We start from the raw sequence: 16831 nt of genomic DNA on the forward strand, positions 1-16831 counted from the left end.
GCCCTAGGGAACATGGACATGTCGAGGGAGGCGAGAGGCGTGGCCTTGATGACAAGCCGCTTCGCCGACGGCCTCGCCGTGGGTTCCGACCTGGTGGAGGCCGCGGAGAACGCCGTCGGTCAGGCACTGTCGAGGCTCAGCGGGCAAGCGAACCTGGTCTGCTTCTTCATCTGCGGCGAGGACCCCGAGGACGTCGCCAGAGCGGGCCAGGCGGCGATGAAACTCGCGCCCGAGGCGCACGTGATCGGCTGCAGCGCCACGGGAGTGATCGGAGACGGGCAGGGGGTCGAGCTGACGCCCGCGGTGAGCGCGTGGGCGGCCACCCTGGAGGGGGCCAGGCTCACCACGTTCGCGCTGGAGACGCTGGCGGCCGAGGACCGGTTCGTGGTCGTCGGGCTGCCCGAGCGCACGGGGGACGACCACGTGGCGATCCTGCTGGCCGATCCGTACACCTTCCCGACCGACGCGTTCGTGGAGCGTTCGGTCGACGTGCTCGGCGAGCTGCCGCTGATCGGCGGGCTGGCCAACGGGTTGCAGGGACGCGGGTCCGTACGGCTGTTCGCGGACGGCAAGATCTACACCGAGGGCGCGATCGGCGTCCTGCTCAGCGGGCCGGTCAAGATCAGTACGGTGGTCAGCCAGGGCTGCCGTCCGATCGGTCCCAGCATGGTGGTCACGGCCTCGGAGGAGAACCTGCTGCTCGAACTGGCCGGACAGCCCGCGCTGGCCCGGCTGGAGGACATCGTCAGCGAACTGGACGAGGACGACCGCGAACTGGTCGCCGCCGGGCTGCAGATCGGCGTGGCCATGGACGAGTACGCCGAACGCCACGAACGCGGCGACTTCCTCATCCGGGGCGTCATCGGCATCGACCCCGAACGCGAGGCCGTGGCCATCGGGGACATCGTGGAGATCGGCCGTACCGTGCGCTTCCAGGTCAGGGACGCCGCCACCGCCGACGAGGACCTGTACGACCTGCTCGACGCCCACCGCGAGGAACTGGGCAAGGTGGACGGCGCGCTGCTGTTCTCCTGCAACGGCCGGGGCTCGGCGATGTTCGGCACCGCCGACCACGACCCGGTCGCCCTGCGCGACACGCTGGGACCCATCGGCGTCGCGGGCTTCTTCGCCGCGGGCGAGGTCGGGCCGGTCGGCGGGCACAACCACGTGCACGGGCTCACGGCGTCCGTGCTGGTCTTCTCCAGCGCCGCGGAGCCGGAGCTGTCGTGATCCTGGCGATCGACGTCGGCGGCACCAAGATGGCCGCCGGGCTGGTGGCCCACGACGGCACCGTGATCACCTCCCGGCGCGCCGCCACCCCCCAGAACGCCGACGCCGAGACGCTGTGGGACACCCTCACGGCCCTCATCGACCCCCTGTCGGCCCGCGCCGAAGGGGTGGGCGTGGGCTGCGGAGGGCCGATGACCTGGCCCGACGGCGAGGTCTCGCCGCTCAACATGCCCGGCTGGCGCGGCTTCCCGCTGCGCGCCCGCCTCTCCGGCCGCTTCCCCGGCTTACCGGTACGCCTCCACAACGACGCCATCTGCCTGGCCATCGCCGAGCACTGGCAGGGCGCCGGACGGGGGAGCGCCGACATGCTCGGCATGGTGGTCTCCACCGGCGTCGGCGGCGGCCTCATCCTGGACGGGCGCCTGATCAACGGCGGCACGGGCAACGCCGGTCACATCGGGCACGTCGTGGTCGAATCGGACGGCGGCCCCCGCTGCGGCTGCGGCGGCCACGGCTGCCTGGAGGCGGTCGCCCGCGGCCCCGCCCTCACCGCGTGGGCCCTCTCCCAAGGCTGGACCCCTGCCCCTCCGGACGCGGAAGACCCGCCCGCGGACAGCGAGGGCGCGTACCAGGAGGACCGGGCGGTCACCGGGCGGGCGCTGGCGGCCGACGCGCTGGCCGGCGACCCCGTGGCCCTGCTGGCGATGCGACGGGCCGGACGCGCGCTCGGGATCGCCATCGCCTCCGCCACCCACCTGTGCGACCTGGACCTGGTGACGATCGGTGGCGGGCTGTCCCAGGCCGGCGAGCCGCTGTTCGGCCCCCTGGAGGAGGCCCTGCGCGACCACGCCCGGATGGGCTTCGCCCGCCGGCTCAAGGTCATGCCCGCCGCCCTCGGCCAGGAAGCCGGCCTGGTGGGCGCCGCCGCCCTCCTCCTGGCCGGCGGCACCTACTGGCCCTCCTGCCCCTGAGCCCTCGGGAGCGCCTATCGGCCCTCCCGCCCCTTACCCCCGGGAGCGCCCATTGGCCCTCCCGCGACTGACTTCGCGGGAGGGCCGGCGGGCAGGCGCGAGCCAAGGGTGCGAAGGCCGCGACCTGCCCGTGTTCCCTGGCCGAGCCGGGCTGTCCTCGTCGGAGGTCAGCCCTGCTGGGTGCCCTCGCCGTCGCCCGGGTCCGTACGGGTGTCGGAGCGGCCGTCGTTCTGGTCGCCTGCCGGCGGGACGGGCATCGCGGCCGGCTCGCAGGGGCTCACCGCGCCCTTGACGATCTGCAGCGAGGTGGACATCGGAGGCGCCTCGGGCCCGCTGCTGTCCAGGGTGACCGCCAGCACCAAGGTCTGCCCCGCCGGAACCTGACCCTTAGCGATCCGGAAGGAGATCCCGTCGCCGCTCCTGCCGATGCTCGTCTCGAACCGCCCCTCGCCGCCCCCGCGCTGCCCGCGCGGCTCCTTGCAGGTCTGGCCGTACGGCAGGTAGTCCACCACCGCCTTGACCCCCGCCGCCGCCAGCTCGGACGCCAGCCCGCCGGGGTCCCGGAAGGCGTTGATCTCCACCGACACCCCGCCGTCGGCCGTCCCGGTCACCGCGTACGCGGGCCCTCCGCCGAACAGGCCGGTGGCCGCCACGGTGGCGACTGCGGCGACCCCCGCCGCGGCGGTCAACCCTACGAGCCGCCACCGGGGCCGCCGGACGACCGGCGTCACGACGGGCTGCGTCCCGGTCGCCATCTCCTCCTTGAGCGCGTTCAGCAACCGCTCCTCGAAAGTGTTCATGCCTGTCCCTCCACGTACACGGCCGACGGCGAAGCGACGTTCTCAAGGGCACGTCTGGCCCGATGCAGGCGGACCCGCGCGGTCACCTGCCTGACGCCCAGAACGGCGGCCGCCTCGGAGACGGTGAGCTGGTCGATCGCCACGAGCTCCAGCACCGCGCGCTCGCCCTCCGGCAGGCCCGCCATGGCCTCCAGGGCGCCGCGCATCTCGCGCTCGGCGTCGATCCGCTCCTCCATCCGGACGAGGTCGTCGTCGTCCATCAGCCGCCGCCCCGCGATCCGGCCCGCCGCCCGCGCTTCCCGGGCCGACCTGCGGAGCTGGGCCGACACCACGTTGCGGGCCACGCCGTACAGCCACGCGGTCTGACTGCCCCGGCCCGGCACGTAGGTGTGGGCCGAGTCGAGGGCCGCCAGGAAGACGTCGGCGGTCAGGTCGGCGGCGAGATGAGGATCGCTCACCCGCCGGACCACGAACCGCATGACGACGTCGACATGGCGGCGATAGAAGGCCTCGAAGGCCACCGGGTCCTCGTTGAGGCGCACTGGCCTCGCTCCCTTCGTCGTTCGCCCTTACACCTTTACTTGGACCGGCCGAAGGAAAGCGTTTCCGCGCAGGTCAGGCGAGGGTCGGGCGGCGCGGCTGGAAGAGCCACGCGTCGAAGAGCGGGTCGAGGTCCTTGCCGGACAGCCGCTCGGCCAGGTCGACGAACTGCCGCGTGGTGACGTTGCCGTAGCGGTGTTCGGCGGTCCAGGTCTTGAGCAGCTTGAAGAACACCGGGTCGCCGACCGCCTTGCGCAGGGCGTGCAGCGCCATGCCGCCGCGGGTGTAGACCGACTCGTTGAACAGGTCACCGGGCTTGGCCCGGCCCGGCGGGTAGGCCCACATCGGGTCTTTGGCGTCGCGGTTGTAGAAGTCCTTGAAGGTGGCGTCGGCGGTCTTCTTGCCCCGGTGCTCCGACCACAGCCACTCGGCGTACGTCGCGAACCCCTCGTTGAGCCACAGGTCCTTCCACCGCTTGATGGTCAGGCTGTCGCCGAACCACTGGTGGGCCAGCTCGTGGGCGATGATGCCCTCGTCGGGGTCGAAGCCGCCGTAGAGGGGCTTGGTCTGGTTCTCCAGGGCGTAGCCGGCCGAGTAGTCGTCGACCACGGCGCCGGTCGAGGAGAACGGGTAGGGGCCGAAGACCGTGCTCCAGTAGTCGGTGATCTCGCCCGAGACGTCGTAGACGTGGTTGAGGCTGGTCTTGAACTTCGGGTCGACGGCCGCGTACGTCGGGATGCCGCCCGGCGAGCGGCCCTGGCGCACCTCGAACCTGCCGATCGTGGCCGTGGCGAGGTAGGTGGCCATCGGGTGCCGCTCGCTCCACCGGAAGGTGGTGCGGCCGCCCGCGGTGGACGGCGCCGCGCTCTGCTCGCCGTTGGCCACGACGGTCAGGCCGGCGGGCACGGTGACCGTGAAGTCGAAGGTGGCCTTGTCGGCGGGGTGGTCGTTGCTGGGGAACCAGGTCTTGGAGCCGTTGGGCTCGGAGGCCACGAACGCGCCGTCGCCGGTGGGGATGAACCCGTACGTGCCCAGGTTGGCGGTGTCCTTGGCCGGTGTGGGGACGCCCGAGTAGGAGATCTCGGCGGTGAACGGCGAGCCGGCGACGAGGGGCGCGGCCGGGGTCACGGTCAGCTCGCCGCCCTTGCGGGAGAAGCGGGCGGGCGTGCCGTCGACCTTGACCTTGGCGACGTCGAGGCCGGTGAGGTCGAGGTTGAAGCTCGACAGGTCCTGGGTGGCCTTGGCGCGGATCTTCGTCAGGCCGGCCAGCCGCTTGCCGGCCGGGGTGTAGTCGACGGTCAGCGAGTAGTGGGCGACGTCGTAGCCGCCGTTGCCGTCCTGGGGGAAGTCGGTGTCGCCGATGCCCGGCGCGCCCGCGTGCCGACCGGTGGCCGCGTGCGGCGGCGGCTCGTCGGTGGGCGCGCAGGCGAGCACGCTGATCAGGGCCACCAGCACGGCTGCCCCGCGTCTTCTGATTCGCATACGTGAACGCGCCCCTTTCAACCCGTGACCGGAATCTTACGCTGGGTCACGCGTCCTCGACGACTCGTCGCCGTGGAGGGAGGCAAGGCGAAGGCGCCGGCGGCTGCCTGCCGCCGGCGCCTCATCAGCCCAGAAACTGGTGGTGGTCCCATAAAATCCACATGACCACCACTAAGTCGGGACAAACTAAAGGTTGCCCCTGCGTTCCTGCTCGCGCTCGATCGCCTCGAACAGGGCCTTGAAGTTGCCCTTGCCGAACCCGAGCGAGCCGTGCCGCTCGATCAGCTCGAAGAAGACCGTGGGGCGGTCCTGCACCGGCTGGGTGAAGATCTGCAGCAGGTAGCCGTCCTCGTCCCGGTCGACCAGGATCTTGCGCTTCTTCAGCTCCTCGATCGGCGCCCTGACCTGCCCGATGCGCTCGCGCAGCTCGGGGTCGTCGTAGTAGGAGTCGGGCGTGTCGAGGAACTGCACGCCCGCCGCGCGCATGTGGTCGACGGTGGTGAGGATGTCGTTGGTGGCGAGGGCGATGTGCTGCACGCCGGGGCCGCCGTAGAACTCCAGGTACTCGTCGATCTGCGACTTCTTGCGGCTGATCGCCGGCTCGTTCAGCGGGAACTTGACCTTCCGCGTGCCGTCGGCCACGACCTTGGACATCAGCGCCGAGTACTCGGTCGCGATGTCGTCGCCGACGAACTCGGCCATGTTCGTGAAGCCCATCACCTTGCGGTAGAACTCCACCCACTCGTCCATCTTGCCCAGCTCCACGTTGCCGACGCAGTGGTCGACCGCCTGGAAGAGGCGTCCCGTCTTCGTCGCGGGCGGCGCGACGAGCGGCTCGGCCGGCACGTAACCGGGCAGGTACGCGCCCCCGTAGTTGGACCTGTCCACGAGCGTGTGCCGCGTCTCGCCGTAGGTGGCGATGGCCGCGATCACCACCTTGCCGTGCTCGTCCTCCAGCGTGTACGGCTCCACCAGGCCCGTGGCGCCGTGGGCGACCGCGTAGGCGTACCCGGCCTCCACGTCGGGCACCTGGATGGCCAGGTCGATCACGCCGTCGCCGTGCTCGGCGACGTGCCTGGCCATGTCCGTGCCGGGCCGGACCGAGGCCCTGAACTCGAAAGTGGCGCTGCCCGAGGTCAGGACGTAGGCGACCTCGTCGCGGCTGCCGTTCTCCGGCCCTCGGTAGGCCACCAGTCGCATGCCGAACGCGGTCGAGTAGTAGTGGGCGGCCTGCCGGGCGTTGCCGACGGCGAACACCACGGCATCCATCCCGTTAACCGGAAAGACATCAGTCATACCGACAACTCTCGATTTAGCTGGACGAGTTGTGCAACAGTTACTTGTGCGAGTGCACAATCTGTCCACCCGCCCCTAGCCCGAGTCGGAGAATTTGTACAGCATGACGATCGATGAACTGGACGCCCGTCTGATCTCCCTGCTGACCGCCGAACCCAGGCTGGGCGTGCTCGAATGCTCACGCCGTCTGGGCGTCGCCCGCGGCACCGTCCAGGCCCGGCTCGACCGGCTGGTGGGCAGGGGGGTCATCACCGGGTTCGGGCCCGACGTGTCGCCCGTGGCGCTCGGCTACGACGTGACGGCGTTCGTCACCATGGAGATCAGGCAGGTCTCCGGGCACGACCCGGTCGCCCACCGGCTGGCCCACATCCCCGAGGTGCTGGAGGTGCACACCATCACCGGCGGCGCGGACCTGCTGTGCCGGGTGGTCGCGCGGACGAATGCCGATCTGCAACGCGTCATCGACCAAATCGTGGATGTTCAGGGCGTCCTCAGGACTTCTTCGATCATCGCACTCGACACGCCGGTTCCTTACCGAGTGCTGCCTTTGGTCGCCGATGTTCCACGCCGCGGGGGACGCTAGACGTACCATCGCTTAGGGACGAGGCACCGTTATCGATCGTTTACCCTTGACATTCGCCCAGCTTGCGGGGGTTGGGCGAGGGTGTCTCGAAGGGGGGTCTCGGATGCGGGGCGGTGGTGGAAAAGGCATGCGGAAACGGCGCGTACTCCGAATTGTGTTGATCTCTTTCGGCGCCGGAATCGCCGTGTTCGCCGGGCTTTTCGCTATTGCCTGGGCGATGACTCCCATTCCCGACAGCACGCAGGAATCGGCCACCGCCGAAGGCTCGGTGATCTATTACCGCGACGGCAAGACCGTGCTCGCCAGGCAGGGCGTCGACCGCCGGAACGTCGAGCTGGCAAAGGTGCCCAAGCACGTGCGCGACGCGGTCATCGCGGCCGAGAACCGCTCGTTCTACAACGACGGCGGCGTGTCGCTCAAGGGCACCGCGCGGGCCGTCTGGTCCACCGTCACCGGCCAGCAGCTCCAGGGCGGCTCCACGATCACCCAGCAGCTCGTGCGCAACTACTACAGCGGCCTCAGCCAGGAGCGCTCGGTCACCCGCAAGTTCAAAGAGATCCTCATCGCGATGAAGGTCGACCAGTCCAAGTCGAAGGACTGGGTCCTGGAGCAGTACCTCAACACGATCTACTTCGGCCGCGGCGCCAACGGCGTCCAGTCGGCCGCCCGCGCCTACTTCGGCAAGGACGTCGACAAGCTCACCGTCGCCGAGGGCGCGTACCTGGCGGCGGTCATCCAGCAGCCCAGCCGGTTCGCCGACCCCGAGGGCACCGACCTCGACGCGGCCCGCACCCGGTGGCAGGGCGTGATCAACGCCATGCGCCAGACGGGCGCGCTGTCGGGCCGGCAGGCGGCCGCCGAGCGCTTCCCGGTGCTCAAGGCGCCCAAGAAGCCGTTCGAGCTCAAGGGCCAGGGCCAGTACATGCTCGACCAGGTCACCGCCGAGCTCAACCGGCGCGGCTACTCCGACGAGACCATCAACAGCGGCGGCCTGAAGATCGTCACGACGTTCGACAAGAAGCTCATGGCGGCGGCCGAGCAGGCGGTCAAGGACGTGGTCCCGGCCTCCACGCCGAAGAGCGTCCGCACCGGGCTGGCCGCCGTCGACCCGGCCACCGGCGAGGTCGTCGCCTTCTACGGCGGCCGCCACGACCAGGTCGGCGACTACGACAACGCGTTCTCGGCCAAGCGGATGGCGGGCTCGACGTTCAAGCCGTACACGCTGGCCGCCGCGCTCGACAACGGCTTCGAGCTGTCCACCAGGGTCGACGGCAACTCGCCGCTGCGGGTGGCCTCGGCCGACAAGCCCATCCCCAACGACAGCGGCCGCTCCTACGGCCAGATCAACCTGGTCAGCGCCACCCAGAACTCCGTCAACACGGCCTTCGTCGACCTCGGCCAGAAGGTCGGGCTGAACAAGGTCGCGGCCGTGGCCGAGGCCGCGGGCATCCCCAAGGAGCAGTTGCAGGGGCAGCAGGCGTACGCGACGTTCCCGCTCGGCGTGTCGTCGGTCAGCGCCGTCCAGAACGCCTCGGGGTTCTCCACCTTCGCCAACAAGGGCGTGCACATGGAGGCCCACGTGGTGAAGTCGGTGACCGACAGCAAGGGCGAGAAGAAGTCGGTCCAGCCCACCGCCACGAAGGTGGTGAGCGAGCAGGCCGCCGCCGACACCGTCTACGCGATGCAGCAGGTCGTCAAGTACGGCACCGGCACCGCCGCCCGCCTCTACGACCGTCCGGTCGCCGGCAAGACCGGCACCACCGACGACTCCAAGAACGTCTGGTTCAACGGCTTCGTCCCGCAGCTCGCCGTCGCCGTGAACATGTTCCGCAGCGACGACAAGACCGTCACCATCCCCGGCTACGGCACGCAGTTCGGCGGCCAGCTCCCCGCGCAGGTCTGGCGGGCGTTCATGACCGAGGCCATGGCGGGCGAGCCCGTCGAGGAGTTCCCCGAGCCGTCCCAGTACGGCTACGAGTCCTCCTACTCGCCGCCCGACCGCGGCCGCGACGTCCCCGACCACCCGTCCTCGCCGCCCGCCGACCAGAACGAGTGGGACAGCCCCGGCCCCGGCCCCGGCAGCACCGACCAGCCCTTCGGCGACCCGGGGGTCAGCGAGGCCCCCACCGACGAGGGCTTCGGCGACAACGGCAGGACCGGCGGCCGGCAGGACGAACGCCCCCAGGACGCGCCCACCGCGCCCTCCGACCAGCCTCTCGGCACGCCCGACGAGGGCCGCGACACCCAGCGCGACAACAACCTGAGCCGGCCGTCAGGCGTCGGCTAGCTCGGCCCGCAGCTCCTCGACCGTGGTGACCGGCAGCCGGCAGGCGAACCCCCTGCACACGTAGGCGGCCGGCGCGCCCCCGATCGGGCCGCGCCCCTCCAGCAGCGCGGGGAAGGGCTCCCCGCCGGCCTCGCCGTCGCCGGGCGCGACCACCAGGCCCGGCACGTCGGCCAGCAGCGCCTCGCGGTGCAGGGCGGCCGTACGCGGGTCGGCGGGGCTGCCGACGACCGCGACCTCCACGGGCCCGTCGAGCGCCGCGCGGGCCACGGCCAGCCCCCAGCCGGCGAACCTGGCGTGCCGGTCGGCCAGCACCGACACCGTGGCCAGGGCGGCCGCGGCGGCGTCCCGGTACTTCGCAGAGCCGGTCAGCGCGCCGTAGGAGAGCAGGGCCCCCGCGGCCGCGTACTGGCCGGAGGGCGTGGCGTTGTCCGTGGGGTCCTGCGGGCGCTGGAAGAGCCGTTCGGCGTCGTCAGCGGTGTCGTAGAAGCCGCCGGAGCCGTCGGAGAAGCGGTCGAGCACCGTGTCGAGCAGTGCGCCGGCCAGTCGGAGCCATTTCGTCACGCCCGTCACGCCGTAGAGGGAGATCAGCCCCTCCGCCACGTTCGCGTAGTCCTCAAGGACGCCCGCGTTGGCGCCCGCGCGCCCGTCGCGCGAGGTGCGCAGCAGCCGCCCGTCGGCCGTGTGCACGCCTTCGAGCAGCTCGGCCGCCGCCGTGGCGGCCTCGACCAGGTCGGGGCGTTCGAACACGACGCCGGCCTCCGCGAGCGCCGCGATCGCCAGGCCGTTCCAGGAGGCCACGACCTTGTCGTCGCGGCCCGGCCGCACCCGCCGCTCCCTGGCCGCCAGCAGCCTGCCGCGCACCCCGGCGTACCGGACGTGGTCCTCGGGGTCGCGCGGGAGCTGGAGCACCGACGTGCCGTGCTCGAACGTGCCGGTGACGTCGAAGAGCGCGGCGGCCCAGCGCCCGTCGTCGTCGCCGAGGACCTCGCGCAGCTCCTCGGGCGTCCAGACGTAGAACTTGCCCTCCACGCCCTCGCTGTCGGCGTCGAGGGCCGAGGCGAAGCCGCCCTCGGGCGTACGCAGCTCGCGCAGCATCCAGCCGGCCGTCTCCAGCGCCACCCGGCGGGCCAGGTCGCCGCCGCCCGCCTTCCACCAGTGGGTGTACACCCGCAGCAGGAGGGCGTTGTCGTAGAGCATCTTCTCGAAGTGCGGGACCACCCATTCGGCGTCGACGCTGTACCGCGCGAAACCGCCGCCGAGCTGGTCGTAGATGCCGCCGCGGGCCATGGACTCCAAGGTCCGGCCGCTCATCTCGCGCTCGCCGGAGCGCAGCAGGAACTCCAGCGCCATCGACGGCGGGAACTTCGGCGCGCCGCCGAACCCGCCGTTGACCGGGTCGAACGACTCCCGCAGGTTGGCGACGGCCCGCTCCAGCGTCTCCGCCTCGGGCGTGGCGCCGCGCGGGAACGCGGTGTTCTGGTTGAGCGCCTCGACCACCTTGGCCCCCTGCGCCAGCACCGACTCCCTGTCGCCGGTCCACACGCGGTGGATCTCGGTCAGCAGGCGCCGGAAGTGCGGGCGCGGGAAGTACGTGCCGCAGTAGAACGGATGGCCGTCGGGCGTGGCGAACACCGTCATCGGCCAGCCGCCCTGCTGCGTCATGGCCTGGGTGGCGGTCATGTAGACGGCGTCGACGTCGGGCCGTTCCTCGCGGTCGACCTTGACGTTGACGAAGTGCTCGTTCATCAGGGCGGCCGTCTCGGCGTCCTCGAAGCTCTCGTGGGCCATCACGTGGCACCAGTGACAGGCCGAGTAGCCCACGCTGATCAGCAGCGGCACGTCCCTGCGCCGGGCCTCGGCGAACGCCTCCTCGCCCCACGGGTGCCAGTCGACGGGATTGCCCGCGTGCTGCAGCAGGTACGGGCTCGTGGCGTCGTTCAACCGGTTCATCATGACCTCCCCCGCTCACCCTAGACCGCCCCTCGCGCCTGGCCCGCCACCCCCTGCGGCTGACTCCGGCCGGGCGGACGGCGTAGGTTACGGGCGTGGACATCGACTACGTCTGCGCCCACGCCGACCGCCCGGCGGCCGCCGTCACGCGCAGGGACGTCGCCCGCGCGCTGCTGGCCGTGCCCTCGGGCGTGGCGCTCGTGGCGCTGCCCGACCTGCGACGGGCCATGGTGTCGGCGGGCAACCCGCTCTCGCAGCCGTTCTGGGACTCCGCCAAGGCGACGCTCGGCTCCATCGAGGCGGGCGTGGCCACCGTCGGCGACGTGCAGCGCTGGGTCGAGTCCACCGGCACCGAGCCGATCCTCATGACGCCCAGCTACTTCGTCTGGCCCGAGGAGGACGAGCGCGGTCCCGTCGCGACCGAGATGTTCGGGCGCCTGGTCGCCTTCCTGGAGGAGCGCGTCGAGTCCGGCGAGGTCGACCCCGACGCGCTGGCCCTGGGCGACCACGCCGCCCGCCGGGCGTACGAGGAGCTCCAGGAGCACTGGCTGGCCACGCCGCTGCCCGACGGCCGGGTGCCGGGCTTCGCGGTGAGTGACGAGCAGGACGAGGAGCTGTTCGCCGCGCTCGACGAGGAGGAGGCTTTCGCGCTGTCGGAGCTGCGGCGCATCGTCGGCGAGCTGCCCAAGGCCCCCGAGCTGCCCCTGGTCGAGCTGGAGCTGGCCGCCGCGCGCCTGCGCACGCTGCTGGGCCTGCCCGGCTACCCCGCGAACGTGCTGAGGGCCTGCGCCGGGTTCGACGACAGGCCGATGCCCGACGACGACCGGGAGCTGTGGCTGGCGGTGGCGGCGGGCGTGGCCGGGCCGATCTCCGACCTGCCGGAGGAGGGCGACGTGCCGGAGGAGTTCGCCGACCTGGAAGGGCGGCTCAGCCACGAGGACACCGCCCTGGCCAACCTGTGCGCGATCCAGCACGCCGACTGGCTGGCCGCCGTGGCGGCGCTGGCCCGCCTGGGGCCGGGGGTGCTGGCCTCGCCGGAACGCCTGGCCAGGCTCATCGCCGAGTCGGACGACATCGACTCCGACGAGCAGGACGACGACGACCTCGACGCCACCGAGGGCCTGTTCGCCTCGGTGGTCAGCCTGTGGACCTACCTGGGCATCGTGGACGCCGACGAGGTGCTGACCCCGCTCGGCTGGTGGGGCCTGCCCAAGGCGCTGGAACGGGCCTGGTCACCCGGCGACTGACGGGTCGCTGTGCTCCTTGAACTCGGGGTGGCGCTCGATGTAGCGGGCCACGTAGGGGCACAGCGGCACGATGCGCAGCCCGGTGTCGACGCTCGCGCGCAACGCGAACTCGACCAGCCTGCCCGCCAGGCCCTGGCCCTCGTAGGCGGGCAGCACCTCGGTGTGCGTGAAGACGATTTTGGTGGGCAGCAGTCGATAGTCGGCGAACCCGGCGACCTTGCCGTCGACGAGCACCTCGAAGCGGCACTCCAACGAGTTGTCGACTACTTCGATCGGCATCTATTCGGCTTTCTTGTCCGTGTCGCCCTCGTGCGGAACCTGGATCTTCGACATCTGCTTGTTCATCGACTTGATCAGGATGTAGAGGGCCAGCCCGATGAGGGCGACGACGGTGAAGCCGAGCAGACCCGGACTGACATCACCAGCTGCGAGAACTGTCACACCTTCAGTCTGCCACCAGCCTGCCATGGTCCGTTCAGTGGCAGGCGGGTGAGACGTCCTCGGCGTGGATGCCGGCGAACAGGTCGTCCTCGGGGAGCCCGGTGTCGACGAGCGAGCGCGCCAGGTGGTAGTCCTCGGTCGGCCAGATCTCCTGCTGCAGCTCGCGCGGGCAGACGAACCAGAAGCCGTCGGGGTCGACCTGGGTGGCGTGCGCGAGCAGGGCCTCGTCGCGGATCTGGAAGTACTCGCCGCACGGCACGCGCGTGGTCACCGGCCACTTGGCGGGCCGGTCCTCCCAGCGGGAGATCCAGTCGGAGTACGGGGAGCCGAGCCCGCGCTCGGTCATGGCCTCGTGCAGCGCCTCGAAACGCTCCTTGGTGAAGCCCATCTGGTAGTAGAGCTTCATCGGCTGCCACGGGTCGCCGGTGCCGGGGTAGCGGTCGGGGTCGCCGGCCGCCTCGAACGCCTCGACGGAGACCTTGTTGGTCATGATGTGGTCGGGGTGCGGGTAGCCGCCGTCGTCGTCGTACGTGATGATCACGTGCGGACGGAACTCGCGCACGGCGGCCACCAGCGGGGCCGAGGCGTCCTCAAGCTTCTGCACGGCGAAGCAGCCCTCGGGCAGCTCCTCCTCCTCGCTCTCCGGCAGGCCGGAGTCGACAAAGCCCATGAAACGCTGCTGGACCCCGAGGATCTCGCGGGCCCGCTCCATCTCGGCCTTGCGCACCTCGCCGATGTTGGCCACGATCTCCGGCCGGTCCATCTTCGGGTTGAGCACGGAACCCCGCTCACCGCCCGTGAGGGTACAGACCAGCACTTCCACGCCCTCGCGCACGTAACGCGCCATCGTGGCGGCGCCCTTGCTCGACTCGTCGTCGGGGTGGGCGTGGACTGCCATCAACCTCAGGGGTGCACTCACGGGCGCGTTCTCCTCACAGGGTCTCCTCGGTGGAGGACCGGTCACTCGTCCAGAGAGGTTAGTTTCTGCTGGGCGGTCGCGAGGGCACGCCCCCCGCGGGCGACAATTGTCTCGGATAACGCTCAGGGAGTGCAGGGAGATTCCGCCATGGTCACCGAAGATGTCGGGAACGGACCCGTTCTCGGCACACCCGACGACTTCCCCGACCGTCCCAGGAGAGGCGGCCGGCTGGTCGTGCATGTCGTGATCGGCGTGCTGGTGGCCATCGTCGCCGGCGGCTGGGGCTGGGTGATGTGGTCGATGACGGCCGGCGGCGGCTCGGAGGCCCCGGCGCAGGTCGTGTCGTTCAGCATCGACGCGCCCGGGCGCGCGGAGATCACCTTCGAGGTCTACAAGCCCGACGATAGAGTGGCCGTCTGCCGGATCAGGGCACTGGACGTCTACCACGCGGAAGTCGGTAGCAAGGAAGTAAGAATCCCGGCTGGTGCGGGTAGTAAGCAGCTCAAGGAGAGCCTCGACACCAGCGGTCAGGCCACTACCGTCCACATCCAGTACTGCAATCTCGTATAGTGAGACATTTGGGGAAGCGTCCGGTCGGTTGAGTTGTTAGCCTTTCGCAATTCAACCATCCGCAACCTCAAGTGATCTCAGGGCCCCCTAGGCAAGCAAGGAGAACCCGTGGCCGACTCTCGCGATGAGAACGTCACATGGCTGACGCAGGAGGCGTACGACCGCCTGAAGGCGGAGTACGAATATCTCTCTGGCCCCGGGCGCGTCGACATCGCCAAGAAGATCGAAGCCGCCCGTGAAGAGGGCGACCTGAAGGAGAACGGCGGCTACCACGCCGCCAAGGACGAGCAGGGCAAGATGGAGGCCCGGATCTTCCACCTCCGCCAGATCCTCGACAACGCCAAGGTGGGCGAGGCCCCCAAGACCGAAGGCGTGGTCGGCCCCGGCATGACCGTGACGATCCGGTTCGTCGGCGACGACGACGAGGTCACCTTCCTGCTCGCCTCTCGTGAGGAGAGCGGCGCTCCGATCGACGTCTACTCGCCCAAGTCGCCCCTCGGCTCGGCGATCAACGGCAAGAAGATCGGTGAGAAGGCGACGTACTCGATGCCCAACGGCCGCCAGAACACCGTCGAGATCCTTGAGGCTGTGCCGTACATCGGCAACTGACCCCCGCAGATCCTGACCGCCGGGCCCACGTCGGCCCGGCGGCGTTTTCGCGTTCGTCCGGAATCGCGCAGGATCTCAGCTTTCTGGTGAAGACGCGGAAGCGGCGGGACTTATCCAGGCTGATCCCCTTCATCGTGGTGATGCTGGTGGCCGTGCTGACCACCGACGTGCTGGTGCTGGTCCAGACGGGCGAGGAGCAGGCCGCGCCGGCCGAGGTGGTGCGGGCGCGGCCGGTTCCGAAGCAGACGCTCATGGCCCAGGCCCGTCCCGACCAGCCGGTGACACCGCTGGGCAAGCTGCGCAAACCCAACCTCTTCGTGCTCACCCGCAAGCCGTTCACCCAGGAACTGCTGCGCAAGGTCGCCAGGCTGCGCGGCGTACGGGCCCTTGAGCTGGCCGACGCGGCCTCGATCTCGCTCGACGGCAAGCGGGTCCAGACGCTCGCGGTGAACCCGTCCACGTTCCGGGCCTACACCCCCAAGGTGACGGCCTCCTCCGACGCCCTGTGGCAGAACGTGGCCTCCGGCGACGTGGCGGTCTCGTTCGTGCTCGGCAACGACGGCGGGCTCGCGCTGCACAGCCGTGTGAGCGGGCCGGCCGGGCCGCTGCGGATCGGCGCGTACGCCACCACCGGGTTCGGCGCGGTCGACGCGGTCGTGTCCAAGGAGACCGGGCGACGGCTGCGCCTGCCGCGCGACAACGCGCTCATCGTCAGCGCCCCCGGCACGAACTCCGACGCGTTACGCAGGGCCATCCTCGCCGCGATGCCCAAGGGCACGCAGGTGGCCACCGTCAACCCCGTCCAGCCGCGGGCCAGGATCGACACCCCGAAGAGCTGGCCGTCCGGGTCGTTCATGACCGTGGAGCAGCTCACGGCGGCGCTGAAGGCCGCTGTGTCCAAGCTGGGCCGGCCGTACGTGTGGGGGGCCGAGGGGCCGAACACGTTCGACTGCTCGGGGCTGGTGCAGTGGGCGTACGGGCAGGCGGGCGTACGGATGCCGCGGGTGACGCACCAGCAGTGGGTGGCCGGGCCGCAGGTGCCGCTGGCCCAGGCGCAACCCGGCGATCTGATCTTCTGGCGCAACGACCCGACGAACCCGGCCTACATCTCGCATGTGGCGATCTACTGGGGCAACGGGAAGGTGCTGCAGGCGCCCCGCACCGGTGACGTCGTCAAGATCTCCCCGCTGAGCACGCGGAACCTGGCCGGCGTCGTCCGGGTCAGCCCGGTCGTGGCCGCCCGCGTGCGCTGAGCCCACCCTTGAGCGAAACCCGGAGTTCCGCTCGTGCATTTCGCGCGCAACTGTGTAATCGTGATTACATGTCAACAGATGAGATGGGCGCACAGGTCCGCGGCTGGTTCACCGGCCGGCTCCCCGACGGGTGGTTCACCGGGGCCCCCGAGATCGTCCGCGACCGCGAGGAGATCGCGGTGCTCGGCACGCTGCCCGATCCGCCCGCCGACACCCCCGAGGCCGAGCGGCTCGCCCTCATCGAAGGGCTGGCCCGCAGGTTCCGTGAGGAGACCCGCGAGCGGCGCATCGAGATCGCCCGCGAGGCCGAGCGCCGCTTCCGCCAGAAGGTCTCCTGGGGCGTGCGGTGCGGGGGAGAGACTGTGATGTTCACCACACTTTCCGTCCCCGTCATGACGCGACTGCGTCAGTCGGAGCGTCAGGTGCTCGACACGCTGGTGGCCGCCGGCGTGGCCAGGAGCCGCAGCGACGCGCTGGCCTGGTGCGTCCGCCTGGTCGGCAAGAACACCGACGCCTGGCTGGCCGAGCTGCGCGACGCGCTCCAGCATGTCGACAGAGTGCGCAGCGCGGGTCCCGACGTCAATTCCTGAGAAGACCGGCGTAAACAGCTCGGGAAATTGGACTAAACCACTGCGGTAATTGGTTTAGACCAC

General features: G+C 70.6%; 17 protein-coding genes. 9 read left to right on the plus strand and 8 right to left on the minus strand.

The genetic code is table 11. The features are described 5' to 3' along the window. The first annotated feature begins 48 nt into the window (after nucleotides 1-48). Complete coding sequence (locus ACIA8R_RS13715) at nucleotides 49-1230, plus strand: FIST N-terminal domain-containing protein (protein ID WP_397038679.1); 1182 nt, start codon at nucleotides 49-51, stop codon at nucleotides 1228-1230. Further along, on the plus strand, nucleotides 1227-2201 hold the full coding sequence (locus ACIA8R_RS13720; protein ID WP_397038475.1) for an ROK family protein: 975 nt from the start codon (nucleotides 1227-1229) through the stop codon (nucleotides 2199-2201). The genes ACIA8R_RS13715 and ACIA8R_RS13720 overlap by 4 nt, the downstream gene beginning before the upstream one ends. Before the next feature lie 167 nt (nucleotides 2202-2368). On the opposite strand, the gene ACIA8R_RS13725 is transcribed toward ACIA8R_RS13720, so the two are convergent. From ACIA8R_RS13725 to hppD, 4 genes are all read right to left on the minus strand, one after another. Further along, entirely contained in the window at nucleotides 2369-3001 is a 633-nt protein-coding gene (locus ACIA8R_RS13725) for a hypothetical protein (protein ID WP_397038477.1), read from the minus strand. Continuing rightward, a complete protein-coding gene (locus tag ACIA8R_RS13730; RefSeq protein WP_357704031.1) occupies nucleotides 2998-3543 on the minus strand; it encodes a sigma-70 family RNA polymerase sigma factor in 546 nt (181 codons plus the stop codon). The genes ACIA8R_RS13725 and ACIA8R_RS13730 overlap by 4 nt, the downstream gene beginning before the upstream one ends. Nucleotides 3544-3616: 73 nt before the next feature. After that, nucleotides 3617-5023 carry a M1 family metallopeptidase gene (locus ACIA8R_RS13735; RefSeq protein ID WP_364097581.1) on the minus strand — a complete coding sequence of 469 codons (1407 nt, stop codon included), beginning with the start codon at nucleotides 5021-5023 and terminating at the stop codon, nucleotides 3617-3619. Between the two features lie 186 nt (nucleotides 5024-5209). After that, a complete protein-coding gene (hppD, locus tag ACIA8R_RS13740) occupies nucleotides 5210-6292 on the minus strand; it encodes a 4-hydroxyphenylpyruvate dioxygenase (protein ID WP_357704035.1) in 1083 nt (360 codons plus the stop codon). 130 nt (nucleotides 6293-6422) lie between these two features. On the opposite strand from hppD, the gene ACIA8R_RS13745 reads away from it, so the two are divergent. Next, nucleotides 6423-6902, plus strand: a complete 480-nt coding sequence (locus tag ACIA8R_RS13745) for an Lrp/AsnC family transcriptional regulator (protein ID WP_357704037.1) — start codon at nucleotides 6423-6425, stop codon at nucleotides 6900-6902. A 217-nt stretch (nucleotides 6903-7119) separates the two neighbouring features. Further along, nucleotides 7120-9189, plus strand: coding sequence for a transglycosylase domain-containing protein (locus tag ACIA8R_RS13750; RefSeq protein ID WP_397038481.1), 2070 nt, complete (start codon nucleotides 7120-7122; stop codon nucleotides 9187-9189). Here ACIA8R_RS13750 and ACIA8R_RS13755 read toward each other — a convergent pair. Beyond that, nucleotides 9175-11142 (minus strand): thioredoxin domain-containing protein, encoded by a 1968-nt coding sequence (locus ACIA8R_RS13755; protein ID WP_397038483.1) that lies wholly within the window; start codon nucleotides 11140-11142, stop codon nucleotides 9175-9177. The two genes, ACIA8R_RS13750 and ACIA8R_RS13755, sit on opposite strands and share 15 nt — an antisense overlap. A 92-nt stretch (nucleotides 11143-11234) precedes the next feature. On the opposite strand from ACIA8R_RS13755, the gene ACIA8R_RS13760 reads away from it, so the two are divergent. Beyond that, a complete protein-coding gene (locus tag ACIA8R_RS13760; protein ID WP_357704043.1) occupies nucleotides 11235-12386 on the plus strand; it encodes a hypothetical protein in 1152 nt (383 codons plus the stop codon). Here ACIA8R_RS13760 and ACIA8R_RS13765 read toward each other — a convergent pair. From ACIA8R_RS13765 to mca, 3 genes are read right to left on the minus strand one after another with little or no spacing between them, the layout of a single operon-like run. After that, a complete protein-coding gene (locus ACIA8R_RS13765) occupies nucleotides 12372-12665 on the minus strand; it encodes a GNAT family N-acetyltransferase (RefSeq protein ID WP_357704045.1) in 294 nt (97 codons plus the stop codon). The genes ACIA8R_RS13760 and ACIA8R_RS13765 overlap by 15 nt on opposite strands. Next, the gene (locus ACIA8R_RS13770; protein ID WP_352323255.1) at nucleotides 12666-12827 is read right to left on the minus strand and encodes a hypothetical protein; all 162 of its coding nucleotides are present in this window, start codon (nucleotides 12825-12827) and stop codon (nucleotides 12666-12668) included. Nucleotides 12828-12861: 34 nt separating this feature from the next. Next, a complete protein-coding gene (gene mca, locus ACIA8R_RS13775) occupies nucleotides 12862-13746 on the minus strand; it encodes a mycothiol conjugate amidase Mca (RefSeq protein WP_364097568.1) in 885 nt (294 codons plus the stop codon). 147 nt (nucleotides 13747-13893) lie between these two features. Here mca and ACIA8R_RS13780 point away from each other — a divergent pair, with 147 nt between their 5' ends. The 4 genes from ACIA8R_RS13780 to ACIA8R_RS13795 all read left to right on the plus strand — a co-directional run bounded on the left by ACIA8R_RS13780 (nucleotide 13894) and on the right by ACIA8R_RS13795 (nucleotide 16768). Then, complete coding sequence (locus ACIA8R_RS13780) at nucleotides 13894-14316, plus strand: DUF4307 domain-containing protein (protein ID WP_357704049.1); 423 nt, start codon at nucleotides 13894-13896, stop codon at nucleotides 14314-14316. A 108-nt stretch (nucleotides 14317-14424) separates the two neighbouring features. Next, the gene (gene greA / locus ACIA8R_RS13785) at nucleotides 14425-14925 is read left to right on the plus strand and encodes a transcription elongation factor GreA (protein WP_352323258.1); all 501 of its coding nucleotides are present in this window, start codon (nucleotides 14425-14427) and stop codon (nucleotides 14923-14925) included. An 86-nt stretch (nucleotides 14926-15011) separates the two neighbouring features. After that, nucleotides 15012-16178: a C40 family peptidase gene (locus ACIA8R_RS13790; protein ID WP_357704052.1), complete on the plus strand. Its 1167-nt coding sequence runs from the start codon at nucleotides 15012-15014 to the stop codon at nucleotides 16176-16178. Nucleotides 16179-16246: 68 nt separating this feature from the next. Next, nucleotides 16247-16768: a hypothetical protein gene (locus tag ACIA8R_RS13795; RefSeq protein ID WP_357704054.1), complete on the plus strand. Its 522-nt coding sequence runs from the start codon at nucleotides 16247-16249 to the stop codon at nucleotides 16766-16768. The last annotated feature ends 63 nt before the right edge of the window (nucleotides 16769-16831 follow it).

This window comes from Nonomuraea sp. NPDC051191 (assembly GCF_044455665.1).
Lineage (GTDB): Bacteria > Actinomycetota > Actinomycetes > Streptosporangiales > Streptosporangiaceae > Nonomuraea.